Below are 26643 nucleotides of genomic sequence, written 5' to 3'. Positions count from 1 at the left end.
TGCCGTTGTCCTTCGACCAGTTGATGAAGTCGGCGACGACGAGGAAGTAGCCGGGAAAGCCCATCGAGATGATGATGTCGAGCTCGTAGTCGGCCTGCCTGCGGACATCGTCGGGAACACCGTCGGGGTACCGGTAGTCGAGCCCCTTCGCGACCTCTTTGATCAGCCACGAGGTCTCGTCTTCACCGGGAGGGCACGGGAACTTCGGCATGTAGTTCGCCGAGGTGTCGAAGGAGACCTCGCACTTCTCGGCGATCTCGAGGGTGTTGTCGCAGGCCTCGGGGAACTCCCTGAACAGAGACCGCATCTCTGCGGGAGTCTTGAGGTAGTAGCCGGAGCCGGAGAAGGCGAAGCGCGATCCGCCCTGATCGTAGGTGGGTTCGATGAGCTTCGAACCCGATTGGATGGCCAGCAGAGCCTCGTGCGCCTTCGCATCGGATTCGTGCGTGTAGTGGAGGTCGTTGGTGGCGACCAGCGGAATGTCGAGTTCCTTCGACAGTCGGATGAGGTCCTTCGTCACCCTCTTCTCGATGGACAGGCCGTGGTCCATGAGTTCGACGTAGTAGTTGTCCCTGCCGAAGATCTCACGGTACTTCCCGGCCGCCGCTTTGGCTTCTTCGTACTGACCCAGCCGCAGCCGCACCTGCACCTCGCCCGAGGGACAGCCGGTGGTGGCGATGAGTCCGTCGGAATAGCTCTCGAGCAGATCCTGGTCCAGTCGGGGCCATTTCGCGGTGACCGAGTCCAGGGAAGCATACGATGATGCCTTGAACAGGTTGCGCATGCCCGTATTGTTCCGAGACAGCAGAGTCATGTGCGTGTAGAGACCACCGCCGGAGAGATCGTCGCTCTTCTGCGATTCGTCGGTGCGCCACTTCACGCGCGTCTTGTCCCGGCGGTCGGTACCGGGGGTGACATAGGCTTCGACGCCGATGATGGGTTTGATTCCAGCGGCGGTCGCCTGAGACCAGAAGTCGAAGGCACCGAACAGGTATCCATGGTCGGTCGTGGCGATCGCGGACATTCCCGATGCCTTAGTCGCCGCCATCAGGTCGGCGAGGCGCGCCGCACCGTCCAACATGGAGTATTCGGTGTGGACGTGGAGGTGGACGAAGTCCTCGTTCGGCACTGAGCGCCGCCTTCCTGAAGTTGCCGGTGTTGCCGTTCCAGTTTAGTCCATCGGACTCTCCGGGGAGGGCTCCCGGACGTGATGTTCCCGGCACGCGGCACCGGGGCTCCTGCGCCCGCAGTTCAGCGCGGCGTGTCGCTCAGCCGCCGGGTTCCGGCACAGGCAGTGGCGGCGGGGCCGGCCACCGGTGTCAGCTCGGCCGGATGCGGTCGAGCGCGGTCTGCAGGTCCTCGGGGTACCCGCTTTCGAATTCGACCCACTTCTGCGTATCGGGGTGATGGAAGCCGAGTTTGACGGCATGCAGCCATTGGCGTTCCAGTCCGAGTTCCTTGGCCAGCACCGGATCGGCGCCGTAGGGAAGATCGCCGACGCAGGGATGTTTGGTGGCGGAGAAATGGACGCGGATCTGGTGAGTGCGTCCGGTCTCCAGGTGGACCTCGACGAGTGCGGCACGGCGGTGGGCTTCGATCACTTCGTAGTGGGTGATCGCGTTTTTACCTTCGGTGCGCACTGCATAGAGTCCGTCGTGTTTGGGATGCCGGGCGATCGGGGCATCGATGGTGCCGAGCACAGGATCGGGCAGGCCCTGCACGAGGGCATGATAGGTCTTTTCCACCGTGCGTTCCTTGAAGGCGCGTTTGAGCACGCTGTAGGCGTGTTCGCTCTTCGCCACGACCATCAGTCCCGACGTGCCGACGTCGAGTCGCTGCACGATGCCCTGACGTTCGGGCGCGCCGGAGGTGGCGATGCGGAATCCCGCCGCAGCGAGACCGCCGACGACGGTGCGTCCGGTCCATCCGAGGGCCGGGTGCGCTGCCACACCGACGGGCTTGTCGACGACGACGAAGGCATCCTCGTCGTGGACGATGCGCATTCCCGGCACGGGATCGGGCACGACCTCGAGCGGCTTTTTCGGCTCGGGCATCATGATGTCGAGTCGTTCACCGGCGATGACGCGATCGGACTTGATGACGGGGCGCCCGGACATCTCCACTCCCCCGTCGGCGCAGATCTCGGCGGCCGCAGTGCGGGAGAGACCGAGCAGCTTCGACATCGCAGCGTCCACGCGCTGGCCGTCGAGTCCTTCGGGGACGAGGATGGAACGTTCAGTCATGAGAGTCCTCTTTCACGTGGGTGGAGTCCGATCCCTCGATGTCGATGCCCCTGAAGCTGACGATGACGAGGGCCACTGCGGCGGCGGAGATCGCGATGTCCGCGACATTGCAGATGAACAGAGACAGATCGATGAAGTCGACGACGGCGCCGTGCAGGAACGACGGTTCACGGAAGAGCCTGTCGACGAGGTTGCCGAAGAGTCCGCCCAAGAGCAGACCGAGGCCGATCGCCCAGGCCCGCGACCCGAGCTTGCGAGAGATCACGAGGATGGCGATGAAGACGCCGACGGCGATGATCGGGAAGATCCACGTCACGTTCGACCCGAGGCCGAGCGCGGCACCTGGGTTGCGGTAGAAGGTGAATCCGGCCAGGGAGCCGATCACCGGAACCGGAGGCCGATCCTCGAGGAAGGTGACGGCGAGGAACTTGGTGAACTGATCGATCACGAGCACTGATGCTGCGATTGTGAACAGCAGGACCATCATTGCGGCGCGAGGTCGTTTCACCCGTGAGGCAGGATCGTTCATTTGGTTCATTCTAGACCACTGGCGGCGTTGCCGGATGCAGCCGTGTGGCGGTGCAGTGCGCGGACACGACGGAGGCCCGGGCACTCCGCAGAGTTCCCGGACCTCGGTCGCTGGTGCGCTGGGATCAGAGCTTGTGGTTCGAGGAACCGCCCAGCGGGGCGTTTCCGTCGAGCGTCTCCGGAGCCAGGCTCGTGAAGTTCTCGAGTTCACGCAGCTGATCGTTGAGGTAGCTCTTGAGGCGAGTGCGGTACTGGCGCTCGAAGTTCGAGAGCTGGTCGATCGAACGCTCGAGGGCCGCCTTCTGCGATTCGAGGGCCGAGAGCGTCTCGTCGCGCTTGGCTTCGGCCTTGCCGACGATTTCCGCTGCTTCCTTCTCAGCGGCCTTGATGAGCTCGTCGCGCTTGCGCTCACCTTCGGCGACATGCTCGTCGTGGACGCGCTGAGCCAGAGCGATGAGACCATGAGCGTCTCCGTCGCCTGCTGCGACAGCGCCGAGACCGGCACCCGCGGCTCCACCGGTTGCCGCAGCAGGTGCAGCAGAGCTGTCCTTGGGGGCCGGAGCGGCTTCCTTGACGACCGGGGCCGGGGTCTCTTCGACCGGTGCCTGAGCGGCAGGTGCCTCGGACGGTTCCGGAGCCTCTTCCTTCTCTTCCGGTGCGGGAACGGCTGCGGGCATCGCCTGAGTGGCGTCGATGTCCTCTGCCGGTGCCGCGGAGGCGCCCCCGGCTTCGAGTTCCTTCACACGCTGTTCGGCGATGGAGAGCTTCTGACGCAGCTCGTCGTTCTCCTGGTAGAGACGGCGAAGCTCAACGACGACCTCATCAAGGAAATCGTCGACTTCGTCCTGGTCGTACCCGTCGCGGAACTTCACATGCTGGAACCGCTTGTTTACTACGTCTTCAGGCGTGAGCGCCATGAGGTCACCTTCAGTCGATCTACATTCATTACGCTGCCGCCCCGAAAGACGGCTTCCACGTCACATTAGCGTAACACCTGCAGTTTTGTCCCGCAGTAATGGCGTGTCTCGCATTCAATGACGAACTTTTCCGCATCCGAGGCTAACAAGCCGAGCACGCGGACAGTCAATTATGGTGAGCATATTCACCACTTATCCGGTGATCGCGCAAACACTTCACGATAGTCGACCGGATTGATCCGGAGGCGACTCCAGGTGCCCATTCATCGTGATCCACCAGCCGAGGTCACCGCGGCGAAGGCATCAGGCGGAGGTGTGCGAGAGGTTGAAGAACACCGACGCGATGATCTGAATGCCGATGAGCAGGACGATGAATCCCAGGTCGAGCGAGACCTGCCCCAGACGCAGCGGCGGAATGATCCTGCGCAGCAGCTTCAGCGGCGGATCGGTGAGTGTGTACACGATCTCGGCGAGCACGAGGAGGAAGCCGGTGGGCCGCCAGTCGCGGGAGAACACCTGGACCAGGTCGAGCACCACGCGCACCAGGAGCACGTACACATAGAGGCTCAGGGCTGTACCGAGGATGTAGAAGATGATGGCCACGTGGGTCCCCCGCGCCTTTCGTTGTTGCTTGAGAGTTCTGAGGCTTTAAGCCTATCGGCTCCAGCTGAGGACGAGTTGAGAGCGTCCAGGCGCCGTTCAGCTCTGGTTGAAGAAGCTGGCCTGCGTGTCCGAATCCGCTTCGTTCTCGCCGGCGACCTCGATGTTCTCGGGAGTGAGCAGGAAGACCTTGTTCGTGACCCGTTCGATCGACCCGTGCAGTCCGAAGATCAGGCCGGCGGAGAAGTCGACGAGACGCTTGGAGTTGTTCTCGTCCATCTCGGAGAGGTTCATGATCACCGGGGTGCCCTCGCGGAAGGCGGCGCCGATGACCATAGCGTCGTTGTAGCTGCGGGGGTGGATGGTCCTGATGCGATTCATTGAGGTTCCTGGCGCCGGGGTGTCTACGGGACGGATCGGTGACGGATGGATCGGCGTCACCGGGGCCGGAGTCCGTTCCTCGGCTGCGGCCGGTTCGTCGTACTGGTCGTCCTCGTCGAAGGTCTCGACGACCTCGCGGTCCCGGCGCGCCGGTTCACGACGGTCGGTGTGCTGGGTGGTGGTCTCGTCCTCTTCTTCGACGAAACCCAGGTATTCCAGCGTCTTCTTGATTGCTGACATGTCTAAAGCTCCTCGGACTTCGGCACTTGCTCACCTGTCGCCCAAACTATCGCACCCGAGCATCCGGGCCGGTGAGTCCTATGGGTGTGTCGCGGTCTTTTCTTCCTGCAGCCAGATGATCCCAGCGAACCGCCCCGTGCGCTTCTGCCTGCGATAGGAGAAGAGGTCCTCGGATTCCTTCGTGCAGGTGCGCGAGAAGTGATCGATGGTCACATCCGCCCGTCGCAGCTGTTCGGCCACCGTTCCGGCGACGTCGAGGGCCGGTGTGCCGGTGACCGACACCGAGGCGGCTGTCGGCTCGATCGCCGCGACCTCGCTCCTCAGCTCGGCTGGGACTTCGTAGCACCGCGGGCACACCGAGGGACCGATGACCGCGTGGATGTCCCGTGCACCGGCGTCGTGCATAGCGGCCACTGTTCTGCCGACGATTCCCGCGGCCATTCCCGGGCGACCCGCATGGACGGCGGCGATGACGCCCGCCTCGGCATCGGCGAGCATCACCGGGGTGCAGTCGGCGACCATGATCGCCAGGCCCACTCCGGACACGGTCGTCAGCTGGGCATCGGCCTCCACCGGAGTCTGCCGCAGCTGTGCTTCGTCGCCGATGATATGCACATCGGTGCCGTGGACTTGGGAGACGAACGAGAGCCGCTCTCCGCTCAGGCCGATGACCTGAGCGAGAGCGGCTCGGTTGGCTGCGACGAGTTCGTCATCGTCTCCGACGTGGCGGGCGAGGTTGAACGAGGAGAAGTCCCCGCTCGAGTATCCGCCGTGCCGGTCGGTGAAGGCGACGTGGGCGGTGCGCCCGCCCGGGATGACGAACCTCGAACGCAGCATATTACTTGAGGAAGTCCGGGATATCGAGATCGGAGTCGAAATTCGAGCTGCTGCGTTCGCCCGGCAGTGAAGCGGGAATCTGGTGTTCCTCGCTGCGGCGGGGGGCAGCTGCAGTCTCGTCGGCTTCGGGAGCCTCGGGCTCGGGCTCGGCGATGACGGGCGACTCGGGCTCGGTCTCGGCCGGAGCGGCGGCCGGGATCGGCGCGGGGATCTGATCGGATCCGGCGACCTCCGCATTCGGGGAGGTGTTGTCGAATCCGGCGGCGATGACGGTCACTCGGCACTCGTCGCCGATGTTATCGTCGATGACCGCGCCGAAGATGATGTTCGCCTCGGGGTGCGCGGCCTCCTGCACCAGGCGTGCCGCCTCGTTGACCTCGAAGAGTCCGAGGTCGCCGCCGCCGGTGATGCAGAAGAGCACTCCGTGGGCGCCGTCGATGCTGGCTTCCAGCAGCGGGGAGGCGATGGCGGATTCGGCGGCCTGCACGGCACGGTCGTCGCCGGTTGCCGCACCGATGCCCATGAGCGCAGTGCCGGCATCCTGCATGACCGATTTGACGTCGGCGAAGTCGAGGTTGATCAGGCCCGGGACCGAGATGAGGTCGGTGATGCCCTGGACACCGGAGCGCAGGACCTCATCGGCGGAGCGGAAGGCTTCGACGACGGAGACGCTGCGATCGGAGATTGAGAGCAGACGGTCGTTGGGGATGACGATGAGGGTGTCGACCTCTTCGCGCAGCGCCGCGATTCCGGCTTCTGCCTGCGCGGAACGACGGCGTCCCTCGAAGGTGAAGGGGCGGGTCACGACGCCGATGGTCAGTGCGCCGAGCGACCGGGCCACGCGGGCCACGACGGGGGCGGCACCGGTTCCCGTGCCGCCGCCTTCGCCGGCGGTGACGAATACCATGTCCGCGCCCTCGAGCGCGTCGCGGATGGCGTCTTCCGAGGATTCGGCGGCTTTCTTGCCGATCTCCGGGTCTGCGCCAGCGCCGAGGCCTCTGGTCTGGTCACGGCCGATCTCGAGCTTGACATCGGCGTCGGAGAGGACGAGAGCCTGGGCGTCGGTGTTGATTGCGATGAACTCCACGCCGCGCAGGCCGACGTCGATCATCCTCTGTACAGCGTTGACACCGCCGCCGCCGGTACCGGCAACTTTGATGTCCGCTCCGGATTGTGGGAATTCAGCCAAGTCGGTTCCTCGTCTCAAGCGCTTGCGCTCCGCAGGGTCTGCGTGCGCATTCGGTCTGTGTTCTCTGCCCTGAGGCTATTGGGCGGGGCAATCTCACTGCAACCATTCTCGCCGGAGTGTCGGTGTTCGGCCAAACTTCACACCCGGTGTGTCGGGGCCAAACGGAGGCAATCGCAGTGTCTGGCCCAAGCGGTGCGCACGAGTGGCGTTCCGGGCTGCCGCTCGTGCGCGCCGCGGCTTCAGTCGGTGACGGGCACCGAGGGTACGGAGACATCGATCTCCGTGCGGCCTTCGGCAGCGAGCTGGGCGGCGGTGCGCACCTTGAGGCTGGAGTCGGTCGAATCGCCGAAGACGACCGTGGCTTTCTGCTTGCCGGTGTCGAGTCGCCCCTTGAGGCCCATTGCGTCTTCGGCCTCGATCGTCACCAGCTGTCGGCGCAGCTCCGGACGCAGATCGCCCATGAAGCGGATCACCGCGGCGACGGTCTCTCGGTCCGGCTGGTGTCCGCCGCTGCTGAGCACGGTGAGCTTCTTCGGCGCTGTGTCGACCGTGCCGAGATCGACGGCCTCTGAGTCGTAGAGACGGTAGCCGGATGCGCCTTCGATCGCGATGACGGGGGTGCGGTCGGTGATCCCGATCTTCAGCGCTCGGGGTCCGGCATAGTGGACGGAGGCGGCTTCGGCTTTCGGGAACTCCTCCAGCACCGAGTCCTCGACCGCTCCCGGGCGCACCTGCGGCAGGGGCCTGCCGCCTTGACCGTCGAGCACGAAATCGCTGACCGTGTCCGTGTCGATCAGTTCGCTGCCGCTCACCTGCACCTTCTTAAGTGTCAGCAGGGGTGAGAACCAGGCGACGGCGACGAGGGCGATCAGCGCGGCCACGATGCCGATGGCGATGAGGCGTCGACGCCAGGTCTGTCGGCGGCGGGCCCGGATGACTCCGGTGAGGTCGGCGGTGGAGTTGTCTCCGGACCGAGCCGGGGGAAGCGGCACCATGGGCCTCAGCCCTCCAGTGCGCTCAGCAGCTCGGGTCCGAGAATCGTCACGTCGCCGGCTCCGACTGTGAGCACGAGATCACCGGGCTTCACCCGTGCCGCGACGAACGGGACCGCCTCGGCGAAGGACTCCAAGAAGGTCGCGTTTCCGTGCGGGACTCTGTCGGCGATGAGCGCTCCGGTGACTCCCGGCACGGGATCTTCGCGAGCGGGGAAGACGTCGAGGACGACGACCTCATCGGCCAAGCTGAGGGCCTGTCCGAACTCCTCCCGGAATTCCATCGTCCGCGAATACAGGTGCGGTTGGAAGATCGCCCAGACCCGTCCGCCGTCGGTGACGACTCCGCGGGCGGCGCTGAGCACCGCACGGACCTCGGTCGGGTGGTGGGCGTAGTCGTCGATGACGCGCACTCCCGCCGCGATGCCGCGTTCTTCGAAGCGCCGGCGCGTGCCCCCGTAGCCGGCGAGCCCGGCGGCCGCGCGTTCGACATCGGCGCCGAGGCTGTGGGCCACGGCGATCGCGGCAGTGGCGTTGAGCGCATTGTGCATGCCCGGCTGCCGCAGTTCGACCCGCAGCTCGTCGTCCCGGCCGGGCAGGTCGAGGACGAAGGTCGAGCCGATTCCGGAGTCGAGGTCGCGCAGCACGAGATCAGCGTCGGCGGAGGTGCCGTAGAGGACGACGTCGGCGCCCTGGCTGCGCGAGTGCAGGGCGACGTCGTGGGATCCCGGGTCGTCGGCGCAGGCGATGATCGTTCCACCCCGGGTCTGGATGCCGTCGCAGAATTCGATGAAGGCTTCGCGCACCTTCTCCGGAGTCCCGTAGTGGTCGAGGTGGTCGGCTTCGACGTTCGTGAGGATGCCGATCGCCGGTTCGTAGAGGAGGAACGACCCGTCGGATTCATCGGCCTCGGCCACGAAGACGTCTCCGGTGCCCAGGTGGGCATTCGTGCCCGTCGTCGACAGCACTCCCCCGATGACGAAGGACGGGTCGACTCCGCAGGCCTGCAGTGCCACGGTGGTCATCGACGTGGTCGTGGTCTTCCCGTGGGTGCCGGCCACGGCCACGGCTCGCCGGTCGACCATGAGAGCGGCGAGGGCCCCGGAGCGGTGGAGGATGCGCAGCCCACGTCGCTGTGCTTCGACGAGTTCGGGATTGTCCTTGCGGATGGCTGAGGAGATCACGAGGGTGTCGGCTGCCCCGAGGTTCTCGGCCGAATGTCCGATCGTGACCGTGGCGCCCAAGGTGCGGAGAACATCGACGACGTTGGATTCCTTCGCGTCGGAGCCGGAGACGTCGACCCCGTTCATGGCCATGATCCGGGCGATTCCGGACATTCCCGAACCCCCGATGCCGATGAAGTGGACGGCTCCGAGCTCGCCGACGGGAACGATGCTCGCAGGAGTCGTGTTCGCAGAGGTCATGGTCAGCCTTCCAACGCGCGATTGACGATGGCGGCCATGCGGGCCGCGGCATCGGTGGGGTAGTTGAGGTTCAGTGCCGCTCGGCTCATCTGCGCGAGTCGCGATTCGTCTGCGAGCAGCGGCAGGATGGTCTCGACGACCGTCGACGGTGAGAAGTCGGCATTGTCGACCATGAGCGAGGCGCCGGCGCTCACGCTGCCGGAGGCGTTGAGGCGCTGTTCGCCGTTGCCGATGGCCAGGGGCACGTAGAGAGCGGGGACACCGGCGACCGTGGCTTCGGAGACCGTGGCTGCTCCGGAGCGGGCGACGAGCAGATCGGCGACCGCGTAGGCTCGGTGCATTCCGTCGACATAGTCGACGACGTGGTAGTCGCTCAGTTCGGATGCGACCTCGCGCAGAGCCTCGCCCTTTCCGGCTCCCGTGATGTGGAGGACCTGGATGCCGGCCTCCTGGCATGCGGTCGCGGTGGCGAGGAAGGCCTCGTTGATCTTCTGTGCCCCGGAGGACCCGCCTGTGACCACGAGGACGGGGCGGTCATCGCGCAGCCCGAGATCGGAACGGAAGCCGGCACGCTGATCTTCGTCGCTGCGGTCGAGATCGGTGATCTCTGTGGGCATGGGCATGCCGACGAGAGTCGAACCCGGCAGCTGCGTGTCTGGGAACGTGATGCCGACGCGACCCGCTGTGGTCAGTCGGGCGCCGAGGCGGTTGGCCATTCCCGGCTTCGCATTGGCTTCGTGGACGATCAGTGGGATCTTCGCCTGTTTGGCGGCGAGGAACGCCGGTGGGCACACGTAGCCTCCGACGCCGACGACGGCGTCGATGCCGCGGGAGGAGATGATCTGCTTGACCGCGGAGATATTGTCGCGGAAGCGAAACGGGAATCTCAGCAGGGCTGGACTGATCGATCGCGGCATGGGCACCTTGTCGATGGTGAGCAGTTCGAAGCCGGCACGGGGAACGATTTCGGCCTCGAGTCCGTCGGGGGTGCCCAGCGCCACGACATCCCAATCGGGGTGCTGCCGGGCCAGCTCACGGCCGATCGCCAGCATCGGCGAGATATGGCCGGTGGTGCCTCCACCGGCGAGGAGGATATTCGTCATCTCATTTCCTTTTCTTACGGGCAAGCACGGCGAGCGAGGACCGCAGGCGATCCCTGTTGGCGGCGATGGCCGCCTCGGCGCCCGGCTCGGTGCGAGCGAACGACAGCACCACACCGACGGCGAGCAGCGAGGCGATGATCGACGAGCCGCCGTAGGACACGAACGGCAGAGGCAGACCGATGACCGGCAGCATTCCGGTGACGACGCCGATATTGATTCCGGCCTGGCCGATGATGAGGGCGAAGAAGCCGGCGGTGGCGACCTGGACCATGAGGCTGTTCGAGCGCATCACCACCCGGACCATCCCGAAGCCGAGGACGGCGAAGATGAGGATGACGACGAGGGTGCCGACGAGGCCCAGCTCCTCTCCGATGATGGCGAAGATGAAGTCATTGTGGGCTTCGGGCAGCCAGGACCATTTCTCACGGCTGGCGCCGAGTCCGACTCCCAGCCATCCGCCCGAGGCCAGGGAGAACAGTCCGTGGTTGGACTGCCACGCCTGCCCCATGGTGTCCGCGGCGGACTGATCGGCATGTCCGGTGAGCATCGCCTGGATGCGGTCGAGACGGTTCTGGGAGCTGAGGACGAAGAAGGTGACCGCCGCAGCGAGCACGCCGCCCAGGAGCAGGAAGTACTTCATCGGGAACCCACCGACCCACAGGCAGACGATCGCCATGGCCATGATGACCAGGCCGGTGCCGAGGTCGTTGCCGGCGACGACGAGTCCGGCGGCGGCAAGGACTCCGGGAACGACGGGGATCATGGCGTGGCCGAAGGAGGTCATCTTCCCGGCCTTCTGGGCGAGGATGAGGCCGAGCCACAGGGCGAGGGCGACCTTGAGGAACTCCGAGGGCTGGATCTGGAATCCGCCGAACCCGATCCAGTTCGCGTTGCCCTTCGTCTCCTTGCCGAGGCCCGGGATGAAGACCGCTGCCTGCATGGCGAGGCCGCCGATGATCGCGAACCAGGCGGTCCGCTTCCAGAACTGCAGCGACATCCGGCTCGCGATGTACATGAGGACAAGGCCGACTCCGGCGAACACCGCCTGTTTGTTGAAATAGGCGAACGATGACCCTGCTCCCCCGTCGTAGGAGGTGATCGATGACGCGGAGAGCACCATGACCAGGCCCAGCCCCGTGAGCAGCACGACGGAGACGAGAATGAGGAAGTAGGTCGTCAGCGGATGGGCGGAGAGGCCGGAGACGTCACCGCGCACATGATCCCATGCGTTCCGGATCGCCGAGGCGGTCTTGTTCTTTCCGGCGGCCTTCGCCGGCTTCTTCGCAGGTTTCTTCCCGGTGGCCTTCGCCGTCTTCTTCACACCGGAGGCTTTCCTCGCAGCGGTCTTCGAGGCAGGTTTCGCGGCGGCGGACTTCCCCGCGCGGGCTTTCGCAGCGGACGTCGCGTCCGGGGACTTCGTCGCGGTCGACGCTGCGGACCGCTTCGATGTCGGCGGAGCCGTGGCGGCAACAGTCGTCTTCGCAAGTTTGCGGCGGCGACGTTCATCCGCCTTCGCGGTGGCCTGCCGTCCCATCTCAGCGCTCCAGGTGCGTGTTGACGGCCTCGGTGAACAGTTCGCCGCGAGTGTTGTAGTTGAGGAACTGGTCCATGCTGGCGGCCGCCGGTGCCAACAGAACGGTGTCGCCGGATTCGGCCAAGCGGGCGGCGGCGTCGACGGCGGCCGCGGCGACCGCCTCGCCGCGGCGCTTCGGAACTCCCGAATCCACGGCCAGGGCCGGCTCGATGCGGACGACGTCGAGGTCCGGGATGGTCGCGGCGATGGCCTCGCGATAGGCCGAGTCGTCTGCGCCGATGAGCACGAGTGCCTTGAGCCGGTCGCGGTGGTCGGCGAACAGAGTAGTGAAGTCAGCGCCTTTGGGCAGTCCCCCGGCGATCCAGATGATCGAGTCGAACGCGGCCAGTGAGGCATTCGCGGCGTGAGTGTTCGTCGCCTTCGAATCGTCGACCCAGCGGATGCCGTCCGCGTCGGCGACGGTGACCATGCGGTGAGCTCCGAGCGAATGGTTCTGCAGTCCCGCGGCGATCGCCTGACCGGGCACGTCGATCGCGCGTGCCAGGCAGGCGGCGGCCAGAGCGTTGGCGACCTGGTGAGGGGCCGGCTGCGACCCCGCGACGCCGGTGGCGGCCGCCACATCGTCGAGGGAGGCGAGTTCGGCGGCAGAAGAATAGCGCTGCGGGATGAAGGCCCGGTCGACCAGCAGGTCGTCGACGACGCCGAGTTCGCCGGGGCGAGGCACACCGGTGGTGAAGCCGATGGCCTTGGCTCCTTCGATCACGTCGGCGTCCTCGACCATGTGCAGGGTCACCTCGTCGGCGCAGTTGTAGACGCAGGCGAGCTTCGCATCGTGGAAGATCTTCGCTTTGTCTGCGGCATAGGCTTCGGCGCTGCCGTGCCAGTCGAGGTGGTCGGGGGCGATGTTGAGCACGGCCGCGGCGTCGGCGCTCAGCGACTCCTGCCAATGCAGCTGGAAGCTCGAGAGTTCGATCGCGAGGACTTCGAGGCCGGGTTCGAGCACCGCCTCGAGCAGCGGGGTGCCGATGTTGCCGCACGCCTTGGCCTTGAGCCCGGCGGCCAGCAGCATCGATTCGAGCATCGTCGTGGTCGTCGTCTTGCCGTTGGTGCCGGTGATGGCCAGCCATTTGGCATCGTTCGTCCCGCGGATCCGCCAGGCGAGTTCGACTTCGCCGATGACGGGGATGCCGGCCTCTGCTGCGGCTGCGAGCACGGGTTGGTCGGGCCGCCATCCGGGCGAGGTGACGACGAGGTCGAGTTCGCCCTCGGGCAGAGTCTCGACGTGTTCGGGACCGCGTCGGATGTCGACGTCGAAGACCTCGAGGATCTGCGCCTTCTCGCTGACATCGGCCGTGTCGTCGCCGTCGATGACGATGACGTCGGCACCGCGTTCGCCAAGGTGGACGGCGGCGGGGAATCCCGTCACGCCGAGGCCGGTGACGAGGATGCGCAGTCCGGCCAGGGATGAGCTCGGGCCGCTGAGCGCGGCAGGGATCTCCTTGGGGGTGGTGGGGTCATCAGCCAACGCGGGCCACCCAGTCGGCGTAGAACAGGCAGATTCCGGCGATGACGAAGAGGGCGGCGATGATCCAGAATCTCACCACGATCGTCACCTCCGCCCAGCCCTTGAGCTCGAAGTGGTGCTGGAGCGGCGCCATGCGGAACACGCGCTTGCCGGTGGTCTTGAAGGAAGCGACCTGGATGATCACCGACAGGGTGATGATGACGAAGAGTCCGCCGAGGACGATGAGCAGCAGCTCTGTGCGCGACATGATCGCCAGTCCGGCGAAGGCGCCGCCGATGGCCAGCGAACCGGTGTCGCCCATGAAGATCTTCGCTGGGGAGGTGTTGAACCACAGGAAGCCGAAGCAAGCGGCGGCCATGGCACCGGCGACCATCGCCAGGTCACGGGGGTCGCGCATGTAGTAGCAGGCATTCGTGGCCTCGGACATGAGGTTGCAGTTCTGCGTCGACTGCCAGGTGCCGATGACGACATAGGCGGCGAAGACGACCACCGAGGCACCGGCGGCCAGACCGTCGAGACCGTCGGTGAGGTTGACCGCGTTCGAGACGGCGGTGACGATCAGGTTCGCCCAGATGACGAACAGGATGAGTCCGAGGATCGCTGAGCCGAAGGCGAGGTCGAGGTTCGTGTCGCGGATGAACGAGACCTTCGTCGACGCCGGGGTCTCGCCGAAGGAGTTCGGGAACTGCAGGGCGAGGACGGCGAAGGAGATTCCGACGAAGGCCTGGCCGATGAGCTTCGGTATCGGCCGCAGGCCCAGCGACCGCTGCTTCTTGATCTTGATGAAGTCGTCGAGGAACCCGACGACCGCCAGTCCTGCAGCCAGCCACAGCACGAGCAGACCCGATGCCGTGGGCACGGAACCGGTGAACAGATGTCCGAGCAGGTAGGCGAGCACCGCGGCGCCGATGATGACGACACCGCCCATGGTCGGGGTCCCGCGCTTCGTCGCATGCGAGGTCGGACCGTCGTCACGGACGAACTGGCCGTACCCCTTCCTGACGAGCACCCGGATGAACAGCGGGGTGCCGACGAGGGCGAAGATGAGAGCCAGGCAGGCTGCGAGCAGTACGGCAATCATCAGGCCCCCGATACCCCGGCGATTTCGTCTCCCAGGTAGCGCAGACCGGCGTCGCGGGAGGATTTGAACAGGACGATGTCGCCGGGTGCGAGTTCGGCATTGAGCAGATCTCTCGCTTCGGCCGCTGTGGCGACCCAGGCCACCTCGTTGCCCCAGGAGCCCTCGAGGTTCGCAGCGTTGAAGATCGGCTTGGCACCGTCTCCGACGACGATGGTGCGAGTGATGTTGAGTCGCACGACGAGTTCGCCGATCTCCGAATGTGCGGACACCGACTCATCACCGAGTTCGAGCATCTCGCCGAGCACGGCGAAGGTGCGACGCGGGCTCGTCTCCTCGTCACCGCGGCCCATCGAGGCCAGGGTCTTCAGGGAGGCTCGCATGGATTCGGGGTTCGCATTGTAGGCGTCGTTGAGCACGGTCACACCAGTCGGCGAGTCGATGAGCTCCATCCGCCAGCGGCTGGCCGCCGAGGAGGTCGACAGGGTCGTGACGATCGACTTGGTCGACACTGCGCAGGCGTGGGCGATGGCGGCTGCCGCCAAAGCGTTGCCGACGTGGTGTTCGCCGATGAGCGCCAGACGCACATCCCTCGGCTCTTCACCGGGCAGAGTGAGGGTGAACGTCGGGTGGCCGGAGGAATCCGTGGACACAGAGGTGCCGCGCACGACCCGGTCGTCGGCTCCGACCCATTCGGGCAGGGACTCACGCTGTGAGAACCACAGGGTGGACACGTCGAGAGCGAGGACCTCGCGCATTGCGGACACGCGGGTGTCGTCGGCGTTGAGCACGGCGGTGGATCCGGCTGTCAGAGACTCGACGAGCTCGGCCTTGGCCCGAGCGGTGTTCTCGATCGACCCGAAGACTCCGGAATGGGCGGTGCCCACGGCGAGTTCGACGGCGATATCGGGCCGGATGAGGCTGGTCAGATAGGCGAGGTTGCCGATCGACCGGGCTCCCATCTCGAGGACGAGGAAACGGGTGGACTCGACCGCCCGCAGGGCAGTCAGCGGGACACCGACCTCGTTGTTGTAGGAGTTCGGCGGCCACACGGTCTCGGCAGCACCTGCGAGGAGGTCCGCGGCGAGGTCCTTCACGGTGGTCTTGCCGACGGAGCCGGTGATCGCGATGACGGTGATCTCGCCGTCTGCGCGCAGGCCTTCGATGCTGTGCTTGGCCAGCTGGCCGAGCGCTTCGGTGGCATCGGCGACGACGACGACCGGCAGCGGCTCATCGTCGATGGTGGGGACGGATTCGCCGATGATCAGGGCCGCTCCCGCCTCGACGGCGGCGGCGGCGAATTCGATGCCGTCGAAGCTCTCGCCTCGGCGGGCGACGTAGATATCGCCGGGTCCGACTTCTCTCGAGTCGGTCACCACACCGGCGGTCAATGGGGTCTCGGGGTCGATGCCGTACAACTCGCCGCTCAGGGCGGTTGCGATCTCGGCTGCAGTCAGTCGCTTCATATCATCTGTGAACTTTACCTGGTTGTGCGTCGCCCAGTCGCATGGACAGCGCTGAGCGTGTCCTGGCCCGGTCGTCGAAATCGGTGACCGTGGTGCCCACGGTCTGGCCTGTCTCATGCCCCTTTCCTGCGATGAGCACGGTGGCGCGGGGGTCTGCATTCGCGATCGCCTCATCGATGGCGGCACCGCGGTCGGCGACCTCGATGATCTTTTTCACACGGGCCCGACCCGCATCCACCTCGGCGTCGATTCCCTGCCTGATGGCGGCGCGGATCGTGTCGGGATCCTCGGTGCGCGGATTGTCGTCGGTGAGAACGATCACATCGGCCTCGCGTGCCGCCGCCTGCCCCATGCCGAAGCGTTTGCCGCGGTCCCGGTCGCCTCCGGCGCCGAAGACGATGATGAGTTCGTCGGAGTCGGCGTGCAGGGTCGCAAGCGCTTTCGCGATCGCATCAGGGGTGTGGGAATAGTCGACGATGGCCCGCGGCAGGAGCTCGGGGTGGGATTCGCCGAGGGCCCGCGGTCCGGAGACGTCGATGATCTCCATCCGTCCCGGCACAGTGACCGCGAAGCTGCGGCCGATCGCGTCGATGTCCGCGGCACTGATACCGGCTTCGATGAGCATCGAGGCGGCCAGGGCCGTGTTCGTGACGTTGAAGTCACCGGGCAGCGGTGAACGCAGACGGATGCTTCGTCCGTCGTCGAGATGGAGCACGAAGTCGGAAACGCCCGGGGTGTGTTCGATGCGCCATTGGCTGCGGTCGTCGCGTCCTAAGGTGCGCACGGGCACCTGCGCGGCCTCGACCATCCGCTCACCCCATTCGTCCTCGACGACGATGACGGCCCGATCGGAGAAGGTACGGGTGAACAGCTGTGCCTTCGCCTCGAAGTACTCCTCCATCGTGTTGTGGAAGTCGAGATGGTCCTGGGACAGATTCGTGAACCCGGCGACGCGGAAGTGCGCCCCGTCGACGCGATGCTGGCTGAGCGCGTGGGAGGAGACCTCCATCGAACAGGTGTCGACCTCGGCCGCGCGCATCTTCGCGAACAGAGCGTGCAGTTCGGGGGCTTCGGGGGTCGTGCGCACGCTCGGCACGGTGTCCCCGGCGATGAGGATGGCGACCGTGCCGATGACGGCGGTGCGGTGCCCCAGTGCCTCGAGCATCCCGTCGGCCAGATAGGTCGTCGTGGTCTTTCCATTCGTTCCGGTGACACCGATGAGCTCCGGCACCGAGGTGGTCCCGTAGACGGCGGCGGAGACGAACCCGAGCACGGCGCGGGGAGCTTCGACGATGAGAGCGGTCACGCCTCCGAGCAGCTGCCGGCCGGCCTCATCCGCGCTCAGCGCATCGGTGACGAGCTGCCAGCCCGCGTCGTCGGTGAGGATGGCGTCGACCCCGCCGCGGATGAGTTCGGGAGCGAATTTCGCACCGTGGACATTCGCGCCCGGCAGGGCGGCGTAGAGCTGACCGGGTGAGACCGCTCGCGAATCATGGGAGACTCCGGTGACCTCTGTCTCGGGGTCACCGTGGAGGGTGCCGGGTGCGATCGGCAGCAGCTGTGAAAAACGCATCATTTCCATTCTCGAGCGGGCAGGTCGGGCTTCTGCGTCGACGGTGGGATCTTGAGATGCCGCATCGCGAAGCCCGCGACATCGGAGAAGACGGGAGCGGCGGCCTGTCCACCGTAGTAGCCGTCACGTGGCCGCTGCAAAGTCACGGAGATCGCCAGTTCGGGGTCTTCGGCGGGCAGGACGCCGACGAACGAGGCGGTGTAGCCGTCATAGCCTCCGCCTTCGGCCGCAGGCGCCTGCGCGGTACCGGTCTTTCCGGCGACTCGGTAGCCCGAGACCTGGGCGGACTTGCCTGTGCCTTCGGCGACAACGCCTTCGAGTATCCGAAGAGTCTCGTCCGCAGCTTCCTCGCTGACGACGCGCTGCTTCTCCCCGGCCGGTGTCGAGATGGTCCGTCCCTTCGGTGAGACCATTCCGTCGACCAGGCGAGAGGGAACGTGGACTCCCCCGTTGGCGATGGTGGCGATGACGTCAGTGGTCTGGATCGCGTTCGCGGCCACACCCTGACCGAACATGACCGTGTACTTCGTACGGCCGTCCCACTCCTCGTACGGGTGCAGGATGCCCGAGGTCTCGGCGGGGAAGCCGATGCCCGAACCGGAACCGAAGCCGAACTTCTTCATATATGCGTAGCGCTGGGCCTCGGTGAGCTCTTCTCCGGCCAGGATGGTGCCGGTGTTCGAGGATTCGGCAAGGATCCCGGCGAAGGTGAGCTTCTCATCGGGGTGTTCGTGGGAGTCGCGGAACTCTTCGTCATTCGGCGCTTTCCACGTGTCCGGGACGGTGAATTCCTGTTCGGGCGTGACGAGCCCCTGATCGAGCAGCGCTGCGGCGGTGACCATCTTCGCGGTCGAACCCGGTTCGAACACATCGGTGAAGATGCGCGAACCGCGGTCGTCGCCGTCGACCTTGCCCGGAGAATTCGGGTCGACCGTGGGAGCGTCTGCGGCGGTGATGATGCGTCCCGTCTTGACCTCTTCGATGACGATGGATGCAGATTCGGCTTTGTGCTTCTTCCGCTGCTCCTCGATGGCCTGCTGGGCGTAGTACTGCATCGCGGGATCGATGGTCGTCTGCAGACCTTGGCCGTCGACGGCGTCCTTCATGTTGTTGTCGCCGAGCGGGATGATCTCTCCGAGTGCACCGCGCTCGTACTGCTGCTGGCCGTCCGTGCCCGACAGCTGTTCGTCGTAGGCCATCTCGAGTCCGGCCTGGGCCGTGCCGTCAGAGCTGAGGAAGCCGACGAGGTTGCCGGCGACTCCGCCGGCGGGGTACGAACGCACCGAGTACTCCTCGGCGGAGATGCCGAGGACTTCGAGCTTCTTCACCTCACGCCAGGTCTCCGCGGTCAGTCCCTTCGCGACGGGGTTCCAGCGTTTGGCGCCGACGAGTTTGGGGTAGAGCAGACCGGGGTCGGTGTTCAGCGGCTTCGACAGGGCTTCGGCTGCTCCCCAGGCCCCGACGAGTTCGCCGTCGACTTCGTACTGGGCGACGTTCTGCTGGTCGACGACGAGCTGGTAGCGGGACACGCTGTCGGCGAGCACGGTGCCGTCGGCGGCCAGGATCTGTCCGCGATCGGCCGGCAGCGTCCGGGTGACCAGCCGGTTCGACAGTGCCTTCTCCGCCAGCTTCATCGAGTCCATGCCCTGGATCGACACAAGCCGGACGGAGGTGATGAGGAGGACGAGGATCGAGACTGCGGCGATGAAGCCCATCCGCAGGCGCAGGTTGGGGCCATCGCCCTTGCGTTTCCTCTTCAGTCGGGTTGTGCGTGAGCCCATTGCTTGAGTCCTCGGTCCTTGGTGTGGTCGGCGAATGATTCGGTCAGGCCGTTCCCCGGTCCCGGTGAGCTCGGACTACTTCGGTGCCTCCTGGCTCGGAGCCGCCACGTCCTGGCTCGGGCTGCCCCCGACGACCGGGAGCTTCTCATCCGATCGTAGATTGGGTCGGATGTCATCGCGTGTATCGGCGCGCGGGCCGGGCACGACTGCGGGCTCTTTCTCACCGCTGACGTCGATGCCGGGTGCATCGATGATCTTCCCGGTCTTCGCGTCGAGGAACTCCGGCGAGGAATCCCTGACGAGGCCGAGCTCCTCGGCGGCCAGGGCGATGTTCTGCGGGGACTCGCGATACGAGTTGTCCTCGACGAGGCGGTCCTTCTGTTCGGCCAGGTCTTCCTTCTCACTCGTCAGCTGGTCGACCTCGTAGGAGGTGTTGGCCACGAAGATGTTGAGCAGCAGCACGGCCACCAGGGCGGCCAACAGGATCCCCACGCATAGCATCGAGAAGGGCAGACGGGACTTCGGCAGTTCGAACTTGAGCAGCCGCAGCTTCGCTCCGCGCTGCTGACCACCGGCCTCTTCGAGCCGGCGGGAGCGTTCGGTGAAGTGGGGCTGACCCGCGGTCGCCTGAGAATTCCTCACGATCGTGCCTCCCTGATCTTCTGCACTGCCCGCAGGCGGACGCTCGCCGCCCGCGGGTTGGTCTCTGCTTCGTGCTCATCGGCCATTTCGGCGCCCCGGATGATCTCCTTCAGCCAGGGCTGGTGCTCTTCGGGCACGACCGGCAGGTCCGGCGGCGCCGAGGCGGTCGTGGCGGCCCGGAAGGTCTTCTTCACGATCGTGTCCTCCAGCGACTGGTAGGACTCGATGACGGCCACTCCCCCGAGGTGCAGGGCTTCCAGTGCTGCCGGCAGCGCGGTGCGCAGCACTCCGAGCTCGTCGTTGACCTCGATGCGCAGGGCCTGGAAGGTGCGTTTGGCGGGGTGGGACTTCTTCTTCGTCTGCGGAATCACGCGCGAGAGCATGGCCGCGAGCTGGTCCGAGGTCTCCCAGGGGGCGTCGGCCCGGTCGGTGACGATGATCTTCGCGATCCTGCCGGCCATCTTCTCCTCGCCGTAGTCCCGGAGGATGCGGCGCAGCTCGGATTCGGAGTAGGTCGCCAGCACTTCTGCCGCGGTGAGTTCCTGGGTGCGGTCCATGCGCATGTCCAGGGGCGCCGGCCGGGCGTAGGAGAATCCGCGTTCGTCTTCGTCGAGCTGCAGGGAGGACACCCCGAGGTCGAGGAGGATCGCGCTGATCGATTCGATGCCGAGGTCGGCGAGGACGTCGGGCAGCTCATCGTCGACGGCGTGGACGATGTCGGTGCGATCGGCGAAGGGGGCCAGACGTTCGGTGGCGATGTCGATGGCCTGCAGGTCCCGGTCGATGCCGACGAGGTGGACATCGTCGAAGGCCGTGAGCACGGCTTCTGCGTGTCCGCCCATTCCCAGGGTGCCGTCGACGACGACCGGGGTGAGCCCGGCTCTGCGAGCGGCTTCGACGCCGACGCCGATGAGTTCGACCACGCGCGTCAGGAGCACCGGTACGTGCTGCTGAGCTGTCATGCGTGGGTCCTTCGTGTGGGTGTGTGTTTCGGGGCGTGTGCTGCGTGTGCGCTGCTGGAGCCAGAACCTTGACCGCCGTGGCCCTGCCACCGGGGAAGTGTGTCAGGACGTCCGAGCTTCGGAAACGGGGAAGTTCCCCGAAACTCGAGCACGGCGGGCAAGGATCAAACCCGAGCAGAATCAGATCACTCCGGGGATCACCTCCTCTTCGCGTTCGGCGAAGGCCTGCTGAGCGCCGACGAGGTAGTCCTCCCAGGTCGGTGCATCCCAGATCTCGACTCGGTTTCCCATGCCGATCACTGCGACTTCCCTGGTCAGTGATGCGTACTGCCGCAATATGTTCGGGACCGTGATGCGTCCCTGTTTGTCCGGTTGATCCGCAAAGGCCGCCGACAGGAACACACGCTGGTAATCGCGAGCTTCCTTATTCGTCTTCGGCGCGTTCTGGATTCGCGCGTGCTCGGCTTCGAACTCCGTGGTGGGGAACAGGGTGAGGCAGTTCTCCTGGCCACGGGTCAGAACGAGTCCGGGCGACAGCTCCTCGCGGAACTTTGCGGGCAGGATGAGGCGACCTTTGTCGTCGAGCTTCTGCATATGAGTGCCCAAGAACATGTCGTCTCACCCCTTTCGAAACCCATCGGCTCCGATAGCAACCACAGTACTCCACTTCCCTCCACAGATTCCAGCTTCTGATCTGAAAGATACGACAAAACCAACGTTTCCCCATGTCAGATAGGTGGAGGAAAGTGGGGAAAATTTCCCGAAGGCGCGTCGCGGGCGTGTCGGATGGGGCGGGATTCAGTGCGCTCACACAAGGGGTGGTCCACATGGGCGAGAGCAGCGAGAACGGCAGGGGTCCGCGAGAATCCGCGGATCGCGGATGATCTCCCGCACTGAGGTGGAGGCGAACGGGGAGGAAAGTGGAGGGTCCGCGTGGAGGAAAGTGGGGAGGTGGGTGGGGAGTGGAGTGGGGATCGCCTCGGGGAGCAGATGGGAGAGGCCGGAGACGGGGGTGTCGAAGCTGAGAGAATCTCGTGTGGCTGGGGTGCCGGCTTTCAGGGACAATAGAGGGTATGTCGACCAGCCAAGAAGGTACACAGACCAATTCCGTGATCGGCGCCGAGCACATCGAGTGGGTGCAGAATCTGACCTCGCGGGCACGCACAGCGATGAACGCGGTCCTCGAAGGCAAGGATGAGGCCGTCGGGCTCTCGCTCATCGCGCTGCTCGCCGGCGGACACGTCCTCCTCGAAGACGTCCCCGGCGTCGGCAAGACCCTGTTGGCCCGCGCCATGGGCAAGGTCGTCGACGGCTCCGTGCGCCGCATCCAGTTCACGCCGGACCTGCTGCCCACCGACGTCGTGGGCGTGAACCTGTTCAACCAGGAGACTCGCCACTTCGAGTTCCGGCAGGGCCCGGTGTTCGCGAACATCGTCATCGCCGATGAGATCAACCGCGCGTCCCCGAAGACGCAGTCGGCGATGCTCGAGTGCATGGCAGAGGGCCAGGCGACGATCGACGGGCAGACCTATCCGATGCCCACTCCGTTCATCGTCGTCGCCACTCAGAACCCGATCGACATGGAGGGCACCTACGCTCTGCCCGAGGCGCAGCGCGACCGCTTCCTCACCCGCGTCTCCCTGGGATACCCGGCGACGTCCGATGAGGTCGACCTGTTGGACAACCAGATCCAGAACGATCCCCTCGAGACCGCCGCCGCGGTGACGAGCCTCGAGCAGATCACCCAGGCGCGCACGATCGTCCGCCACGTCTCGGCGAGCCGAGCGCTGCGCGAATACATCGTGGCGATCCTCCATGCCACCCGCGGCGATCAGGCGATCCTGCTCGGCAGCTCCCCGCGCGGCGGTGTCCACCTGCTGCGCGCGGCGAAGGCGCGAGCGGCCCTGTCGGGACGCACCTTCGTCACCCCCGACGATGTGCAGGCTCTGGCCCCGTACATCCTCGCCCACCGCATCATCCCCCGCGACGGGGACGACGCGGAGCTGGCTGCCGACCTCATCGGTCGGGTGCTGTCCCGCGTGCCCGTCTCGACGAACCAGTGACCGCATGCGACTGAGCACTTCGGGAATCATCTTCGTCCTGGCCGGGGCGGCCCTCATCATCACGGCCTACCGCTTCGCGCTGCCCGGTCTGCTTCCGGCCGGTCTGCTGCTGCTCGGCCTGGTCCTGCTCTCGGCGCTGCTCATCCTGTGGGGCACCCGGCGGGTATCGATCACGATGAGCACGAACCTCCATGAGGTGGCGCTGTCGCCCTCGCACAACCGCTACCCGTTGGCCGCCGAGGGCAAAGAAGTCGAAGTGCAGGCGCGCGTGACCAACATCGGTCAGCTCGCGATGCCGGCCGCGACGATCGACTTCGTTCCGGCCGAGGGCTTCGGCGACCCCACCTCCGGTGATGTTCCGGCTCTGGCTCATGGGGCTTCGCAGACGGTGCTGACGTCCTTCACCCCCAACCGCCGCGGCGTGACCGGGATCGATGCGGTCCTCATCACCGTGTTCGGGCCCTTCGGCCTGGTGAAGATGAAGAAGAAGGTCCACGGGGCCTTCCCCGTGGCCGTGTCCGTGCCGATCCTGCCCGCGCGCCTTCCGCAGGATTCGTCGATCCGGCCCGCCCGCCTCGATGACGGCAAGGTTCGCGCCGGACACACCACCCGGGACTTCCACACGCGTGAGTACGTGCCCGGAGATGACCTGCGGCATGTGCATTGGCCCTCGACGGCGAAGTCCGGCGAGCTCATGGTCCGGCATGAAGCCGATGAGGAGACGCTCTATGCGCTCATCCTCATCGACCTCGTCGCCGATGAGGGTGCCGAGGAGCCGAGCGATCTCGAGATCGAGTTCCTGCTGGCCGCGGCCACCGCAGCCGGAACCGCGTTCCTCAAGTCCGATTACGAGGTCAATGTCGTCGCTCCGGGACACCAGATCAGATTCAAAGGAGCCCGCGAGATCGACAAGCTGCGTCTTCTGACCGCCCTTGTGCGCCCGGGCAGGGTCGAACTGCCGTCGCACGACAACCCGAATCACATCGTCATCTGCTCCGTCGGTGATCAACGCGGGCAGGAACTCGCTTCCCATTTCTCCCGTCGTGTGCCGGTGACTCTGCGCACGCTCAGCGAGATCGACGATCTGACGATGCTCGGTCTCAGCGAAGATCTGCCGGAGTCGTGGACGACCTTCGAGACCAAGCGCTCTCGCAGCGGCGCCGGACTGACCTCGGCCGAATCCGGATCGGGCACAACCGGTGCCGGCGGCGCCTCCTCGACGCCGGGAGGCGCAGCTGCGACTCCCAGTGGTGCGCGCGCGACACCGCAGGGGGTGCGCCGATGAGCCACGACACTCCTGACACCCGTCCGTACGGAGCCGATTCCGGACCCCCGGCGCAGGACCGTTCGGCGCCGGTGTCGACCAGCGATGAGCGGCCGAGCACCGGTTGGCTCGAAGCGATCGTCGTCTTCGTCGCCATGACTCTGACCGCGTTCGCCGTGTCGGCGGTGTTCAGGGACTTCGCCTGGCTGCCGCCAGTGCTGGTCGCCGTCGCCGTCGTCGTCATCGTCGGCGCCGTGTTCCGTACTGTCCCGACACTGCGTTCGACCGGCACCGCGGTCATCGCCCAGTGCGTGGCCGGCCTCATTGCGGTCTTCGTCGTCTGCGCCGGGGATTCGCTGCTGCTCGGGTTCATCCCGACCGGTGGGTCCTTCGGGGCGGTGATCGATCTGCTCTCCGAAGGGGTCAGCGACCTCTATGCCACCGCTCCCCCGGCCGCGACCACTCCGGGATTCATCGCGATGCTCACGATCGCCTTCACCCTCATCACGATCCTCATCGACGGTCTCGTCTCGGATCTGCGGGCGCCGAAGGTCGGTGGCGTGCTGCTGCTCGTGCTGTGGATGATCCCCGTCTACTTCGCCGCTCAAGAAGTGAAATGGTGGCATGTGGTCGCCATCCTGGCGGCGTTCCTGCTGCTCATGCTCAGCCCCTATCTGCCCGCGACCCGGTGGCGGGGAGGGATGACGGCGATCATCGCCGGTGCTGTGGCTCTGGCCATCGGCATCGGCCTGCCCGTTCTGCTGCCGCCGGTGCCGACCCTGCCCGATCGGGCGTCGAAGGGCCAGGGCGATCTGACGGTGACGAACCCGTTCCTCAACCTGCGCCAGAACCTCGGTGATCGTGATGATGCGACCCTCTTCAGCTATCAGACGACGGACGAGGACGCGGATCCGATCCGATTGACTTCGATCGACGACTTCGACGGAGAGAATTGGGCACCGAGTCCATTCAGCCTCGACCCCTTCGCGATCGCGAGTGACGGCATGCCGTGGCCGGCGGGGATGCCCAGGGACGAGAACTTCACGGAAGAGACGATCAACGTCGCCGTCGGCGACAACTACGACCAGCAGTACCTGCCGTCTCCGTATGCTCCGCAGCAGCCGAAGGATCTGGACCGTCGGTGGATCTTCGACGAGAAGACCCTGACGATCGTCGGCAACGGTGAGAAGACCGGTGGTCTGCAGTATTCGATGGACTATCTGTCCCCGAATCCCGATGTCGAGGATCTGCGGTCGGCGACTCCGGTGTCCGAGAGCGATTTCGAGACCGAACTCGCCGTCCCCGATTCCCTGCCGCCGAGCGTGAAGGAGACGGCAGAGCGGGTCACCGCCGATGCCGAGGACCAGTGGGAGGCCGCGGTCCTGCTGCAGGCGTACTTCCGCGGCGGCGATTTCGAGTATTCGCTCGATGCTCCCGAACGGGCCAGCGGCGATGCGATCTCGGACTTCCTGGCCGAGAAGCAGGGCTACTGCGTCCAGTTCTCCTCGGCCATGACCATCATGGCCAGGACGATGGGGATTCCGGCCCGCATCGGCGTCGGATACGCCGGCGGGGACGAGTCCGAGAACGGCACTGAGGTGAGCATGCAGGATTCGCATGCCTGGCCGGAACTGTACTTCGAAGGCGCCGGCTGGGTGCGTTTCGAACCCACTCCGGGCGGGCCGGCCGGCGATCCACCGAAGTGGACTCTCGCCGATGGCGCCGGCCAGCAGGAAGACAGCGAGGAGTCGGAGTCGGCGAGCCCGAGCGAGGAGCCGACCGAGTCCGCCTCGCCGACCGGTGGCTCCGACGAGCCCACCGAGGAGGAGACGAGCACTCAGGCCGCGGAGCCGGCCGGTTCGAACCTGGGCACTGTCATCGGCATGGCAGCGATCGTTCTCGTCCTGCTGCTGCTCGCCGCACTGCCCGCGATCTGGCGTTCGATCCTGCGGTCACGCCGGACGAAGGATCCGCACAACCTCGAAGCGGTGTGGACAGAGGTCCGGGCTCTGGCCACCGACTACGGGCAGAGCTTGGATTCGAGTCGGACTCTGCGCTTCAACGAGCTCGTGCTCGCCGGTGCCGTCCCAGCAACCGGAGCTGCCGGCGGCGGGGGCGGGGGTGCCGATGCTTCGAGCTCGGCCGGTACGGATGCCGGCTCCGCGGCACCGGAGATCGATCCGGACACCGGCGAACCCGTGCGCAAGTCTGCCGCCGAGGTGGCTGCCGGTTCCGGTGCCGCCGCTCAGAGCGCAGAAGGCGCCGGCTCCTCGACGTTTGATCGTTCGGATGAACGGCTGC

At 65.9% G+C, this 26643-nt stretch carries 23 protein-coding genes; 3 read left to right on the top strand and 20 right to left on the bottom strand.

Translation table 11 applies throughout. The annotated features are described in order from the left end of the window. The 20 genes from ACTIIH_RS12205 to mraZ all read right to left on the bottom strand — a co-directional run. Nucleotides 1–1081, bottom strand: a 1081-nt coding sequence (locus tag ACTIIH_RS12205) for a PHP domain-containing protein (RefSeq protein ID WP_441452038.1), incomplete at its 3' end; no start/stop codon positions are given. A 238-nt stretch (nt 1082–1319) separates the two neighbouring features. Then, nucleotides 1320–2243: an RluA family pseudouridine synthase gene (locus tag ACTIIH_RS12200; RefSeq protein ID WP_441091436.1), complete on the bottom strand. Its 924-nt coding sequence runs from the start codon at nt 2241–2243 to the stop codon at nt 1320–1322. Further along, the gene (locus ACTIIH_RS12195; RefSeq protein ID WP_441091435.1) at nt 2236–2772 is read right to left on the bottom strand and encodes a signal peptidase II; all 537 of its coding nucleotides are present in this window, start codon (nt 2770–2772) and stop codon (nt 2236–2238) included. Before ACTIIH_RS12195 ends, ACTIIH_RS12200 begins: the two co-directional genes overlap by 8 nt. A 124-nt stretch (nt 2773–2896) precedes the next feature. After that, on the bottom strand, nt 2897–3688 hold the full coding sequence (locus ACTIIH_RS12190) for a DivIVA domain-containing protein (RefSeq protein WP_441091434.1): 792 nt from the start codon (nt 3686–3688) through the stop codon (nt 2897–2899). Between the two features lie 303 nt (nt 3689–3991). Then, on the bottom strand, nt 3992–4291 hold the full coding sequence (locus ACTIIH_RS12185) for a YggT family protein (RefSeq protein WP_441452035.1): 300 nt from the start codon (nt 4289–4291) through the stop codon (nt 3992–3994). Between the two features lie 96 nt (nt 4292–4387). Further along, nucleotides 4388–4909, bottom strand: coding sequence for a cell division protein SepF (locus ACTIIH_RS12180; RefSeq protein WP_441091433.1), 522 nt, complete (start codon nt 4907–4909; stop codon nt 4388–4390). A gap of 78 nt (nt 4910–4987) precedes the next feature. Beyond that, entirely contained in the window at nt 4988–5746 is a 759-nt protein-coding gene (gene pgeF, locus ACTIIH_RS12175; RefSeq protein WP_441091432.1) for a peptidoglycan editing factor PgeF, read from the bottom strand. A gap of 1 nt (nt 5747) precedes the next feature. After that, entirely contained in the window at nt 5748–6935 is a 1188-nt protein-coding gene (gene ftsZ, locus ACTIIH_RS12170; RefSeq protein ID WP_441091431.1) for a cell division protein FtsZ, read from the bottom strand. Nucleotides 6936–7174: 239 nt separating this feature from the next. Next, entirely contained in the window at nt 7175–7930 is a 756-nt protein-coding gene (locus ACTIIH_RS12165) for a cell division protein FtsQ/DivIB (RefSeq protein WP_441452032.1), read from the bottom strand. A gap of 5 nt (nt 7931–7935) precedes the next feature. Beyond that, on the bottom strand, nt 7936–9351 hold the full coding sequence (gene murC / locus ACTIIH_RS12160) for a UDP-N-acetylmuramate--L-alanine ligase (protein WP_441091429.1): 1416 nt from the start codon (nt 9349–9351) through the stop codon (nt 7936–7938). Between the two features lie 2 nt (nt 9352–9353). After that, nucleotides 9354–10454 carry an undecaprenyldiphospho-muramoylpentapeptide beta-N-acetylglucosaminyltransferase gene (gene murG, locus ACTIIH_RS12155; protein WP_441091428.1) on the bottom strand — a complete coding sequence of 367 codons (1101 nt, stop codon included), beginning with the start codon at nt 10452–10454 and terminating at the stop codon, nt 9354–9356. A 1-nt stretch (nt 10455) separates the two neighbouring features. Next, nucleotides 10456–11988, bottom strand: coding sequence for a putative lipid II flippase FtsW (gene ftsW, locus ACTIIH_RS12150; protein ID WP_441452030.1), 1533 nt, complete (start codon nt 11986–11988; stop codon nt 10456–10458). A 1-nt stretch (nt 11989) separates the two neighbouring features. Continuing rightward, a complete protein-coding gene (gene murD, locus ACTIIH_RS12145; RefSeq protein WP_441452028.1) occupies nt 11990–13513 on the bottom strand; it encodes a UDP-N-acetylmuramoyl-L-alanine--D-glutamate ligase in 1524 nt (507 codons plus the stop codon). After that, nucleotides 13506–14594: a phospho-N-acetylmuramoyl-pentapeptide-transferase gene (gene mraY / locus ACTIIH_RS12140; protein ID WP_441091425.1), complete on the bottom strand. Its 1089-nt coding sequence runs from the start codon at nt 14592–14594 to the stop codon at nt 13506–13508. The genes murD and mraY overlap by 8 nt, the downstream gene beginning before the upstream one ends. Further along, nucleotides 14594–16057, bottom strand: coding sequence for a UDP-N-acetylmuramoyl-tripeptide--D-alanyl-D-alanine ligase (locus ACTIIH_RS12135; protein WP_441452026.1), 1464 nt, complete (start codon nt 16055–16057; stop codon nt 14594–14596). The genes mraY and ACTIIH_RS12135 overlap by 1 nt, the downstream gene beginning before the upstream one ends. 1 nt (nt 16058) lies before the next feature. Beyond that, on the bottom strand, nt 16059–17630 hold the full coding sequence (locus ACTIIH_RS12130; RefSeq protein ID WP_441452024.1) for a UDP-N-acetylmuramoyl-L-alanyl-D-glutamate--2,6-diaminopimelate ligase: 1572 nt from the start codon (nt 17628–17630) through the stop codon (nt 16059–16061). Further along, the gene (locus tag ACTIIH_RS12125) at nt 17630–19411 is read right to left on the bottom strand and encodes a peptidoglycan D,D-transpeptidase FtsI family protein (protein ID WP_441452022.1); all 1782 of its coding nucleotides are present in this window, start codon (nt 19409–19411) and stop codon (nt 17630–17632) included. Before ACTIIH_RS12125 ends, ACTIIH_RS12130 begins: the two co-directional genes overlap by 1 nt. Nucleotides 19412–19486: 75 nt before the next feature. Beyond that, on the bottom strand, nt 19487–20053 hold the full coding sequence (locus ACTIIH_RS12120; RefSeq protein ID WP_441452020.1) for a hypothetical protein: 567 nt from the start codon (nt 20051–20053) through the stop codon (nt 19487–19489). Next, nucleotides 20050–21015 carry a 16S rRNA (cytosine(1402)-N(4))-methyltransferase RsmH gene (rsmH, locus tag ACTIIH_RS12115; protein ID WP_441452018.1) on the bottom strand — a complete coding sequence of 322 codons (966 nt, stop codon included), beginning with the start codon at nt 21013–21015 and terminating at the stop codon, nt 20050–20052. Before rsmH ends, ACTIIH_RS12120 begins: the two co-directional genes overlap by 4 nt. A 180-nt stretch (nt 21016–21195) precedes the next feature. After that, nucleotides 21196–21627 carry a division/cell wall cluster transcriptional repressor MraZ gene (mraZ, locus tag ACTIIH_RS12110; protein WP_101553353.1) on the bottom strand — a complete coding sequence of 144 codons (432 nt, stop codon included), beginning with the start codon at nt 21625–21627 and terminating at the stop codon, nt 21196–21198. 461 nt (nt 21628–22088) lie between these two features. On the opposite strand from mraZ, the gene ACTIIH_RS12105 reads away from it, so the two are divergent. The 3 genes from ACTIIH_RS12105 to ACTIIH_RS12095 form a co-directional block, all read left to right on the top strand. Beyond that, complete coding sequence (locus tag ACTIIH_RS12105; protein ID WP_441452015.1) at nt 22089–23078, top strand: AAA family ATPase; 990 nt, start codon at nt 22089–22091, stop codon at nt 23076–23078. 4 nt (nt 23079–23082) lie between these two features. After that, nucleotides 23083–24363 carry a DUF58 domain-containing protein gene (locus ACTIIH_RS12100; RefSeq protein WP_441452013.1) on the top strand — a complete coding sequence of 427 codons (1281 nt, stop codon included), beginning with the start codon at nt 23083–23085 and terminating at the stop codon, nt 24361–24363. Beyond that, on the top strand, nt 24360–26643 hold a 2284-nt coding region (locus ACTIIH_RS12095; protein WP_441452011.1), incomplete at its 3' end, for a transglutaminase family protein. The genes ACTIIH_RS12100 and ACTIIH_RS12095, both read left to right, overlap by 4 nt.

The sequence above is a fragment of the Brevibacterium sp. genome, assembly GCF_052105255.1.
Classification (GTDB): Bacteria; Actinomycetota; Actinomycetes; order Actinomycetales; family Brevibacteriaceae; genus Brevibacterium; species Brevibacterium linens_B.
Note: the sequence above shows the minus strand (reverse complement) of the source record. Positions and strands in the feature narration are given on the sequence as shown.

Coding starts and splice junctions, on each gene's coding strand:
- rsmH (WP_441452018.1), bottom strand. CDS start 21,015: ATGACAGCTCAGCAGCACGTACCGGTGCTCCTGACGCGCGTGGTCGAA.
- ACTIIH_RS12105 (WP_441452015.1), top strand. CDS start 22,089: ATGTCGACCAGCCAAGAAGGTACACAGACCAATTCCGTGATCGGCGCC.
- mraZ (WP_101553353.1), bottom strand. CDS start 21,627: ATGTTCTTGGGCACTCATATGCAGAAGCTCGACGACAAAGGTCGCCTC.
- murC (WP_441091429.1), bottom strand. CDS start 9,351: ATGACCTCTGCGAACACGACTCCTGCGAGCATCGTTCCCGTCGGCGAG.
- mraY (WP_441091425.1), bottom strand. CDS start 14,594: ATGATTGCCGTACTGCTCGCAGCCTGCCTGGCTCTCATCTTCGCCCTC.
- ACTIIH_RS12180 (WP_441091433.1), bottom strand. CDS start 4,909: ATGTCAGCAATCAAGAAGACGCTGGAATACCTGGGTTTCGTCGAAGAA.
- ACTIIH_RS12165 (WP_441452032.1), bottom strand. CDS start 7,930: ATGGTGCCGCTTCCCCCGGCTCGGTCCGGAGACAACTCCACCGCCGAC.
- ftsW (WP_441452030.1), bottom strand. CDS start 11,988: ATGGGACGGCAGGCCACCGCGAAGGCGGATGAACGTCGCCGCCGCAAA.
- ACTIIH_RS12190 (WP_441091434.1), bottom strand. CDS start 3,688: ATGGCGCTCACGCCTGAAGACGTAGTAAACAAGCGGTTCCAGCATGTG.
- murG (WP_441091428.1), bottom strand. CDS start 10,454: ATGACGAATATCCTCCTCGCCGGTGGAGGCACCACCGGCCATATCTCG.
- ACTIIH_RS12195 (WP_441091435.1), bottom strand. CDS start 2,772: ATGAACGATCCTGCCTCACGGGTGAAACGACCTCGCGCCGCAATGATG.
- ACTIIH_RS12200 (WP_441091436.1), bottom strand. CDS start 2,243: ATGACTGAACGTTCCATCCTCGTCCCCGAAGGACTCGACGGCCAGCGC.
- ACTIIH_RS12135 (WP_441452026.1), bottom strand. CDS start 16,057: ATGAAGCGACTGACTGCAGCCGAGATCGCAACCGCCCTGAGCGGCGAG.
- ACTIIH_RS12100 (WP_441452013.1), top strand. CDS start 23,083: ATGCGACTGAGCACTTCGGGAATCATCTTCGTCCTGGCCGGGGCGGCC.
- ACTIIH_RS12125 (WP_441452022.1), bottom strand. CDS start 19,411: ATGGGCTCACGCACAACCCGACTGAAGAGGAAACGCAAGGGCGATGGC.
- pgeF (WP_441091432.1), bottom strand. CDS start 5,746: ATGCTGCGTTCGAGGTTCGTCATCCCGGGCGGGCGCACCGCCCACGTC.
- ACTIIH_RS12130 (WP_441452024.1), bottom strand. CDS start 17,630: ATGCGTTTTTCACAGCTGCTGCCGATCGCACCCGGCACCCTCCACGGT.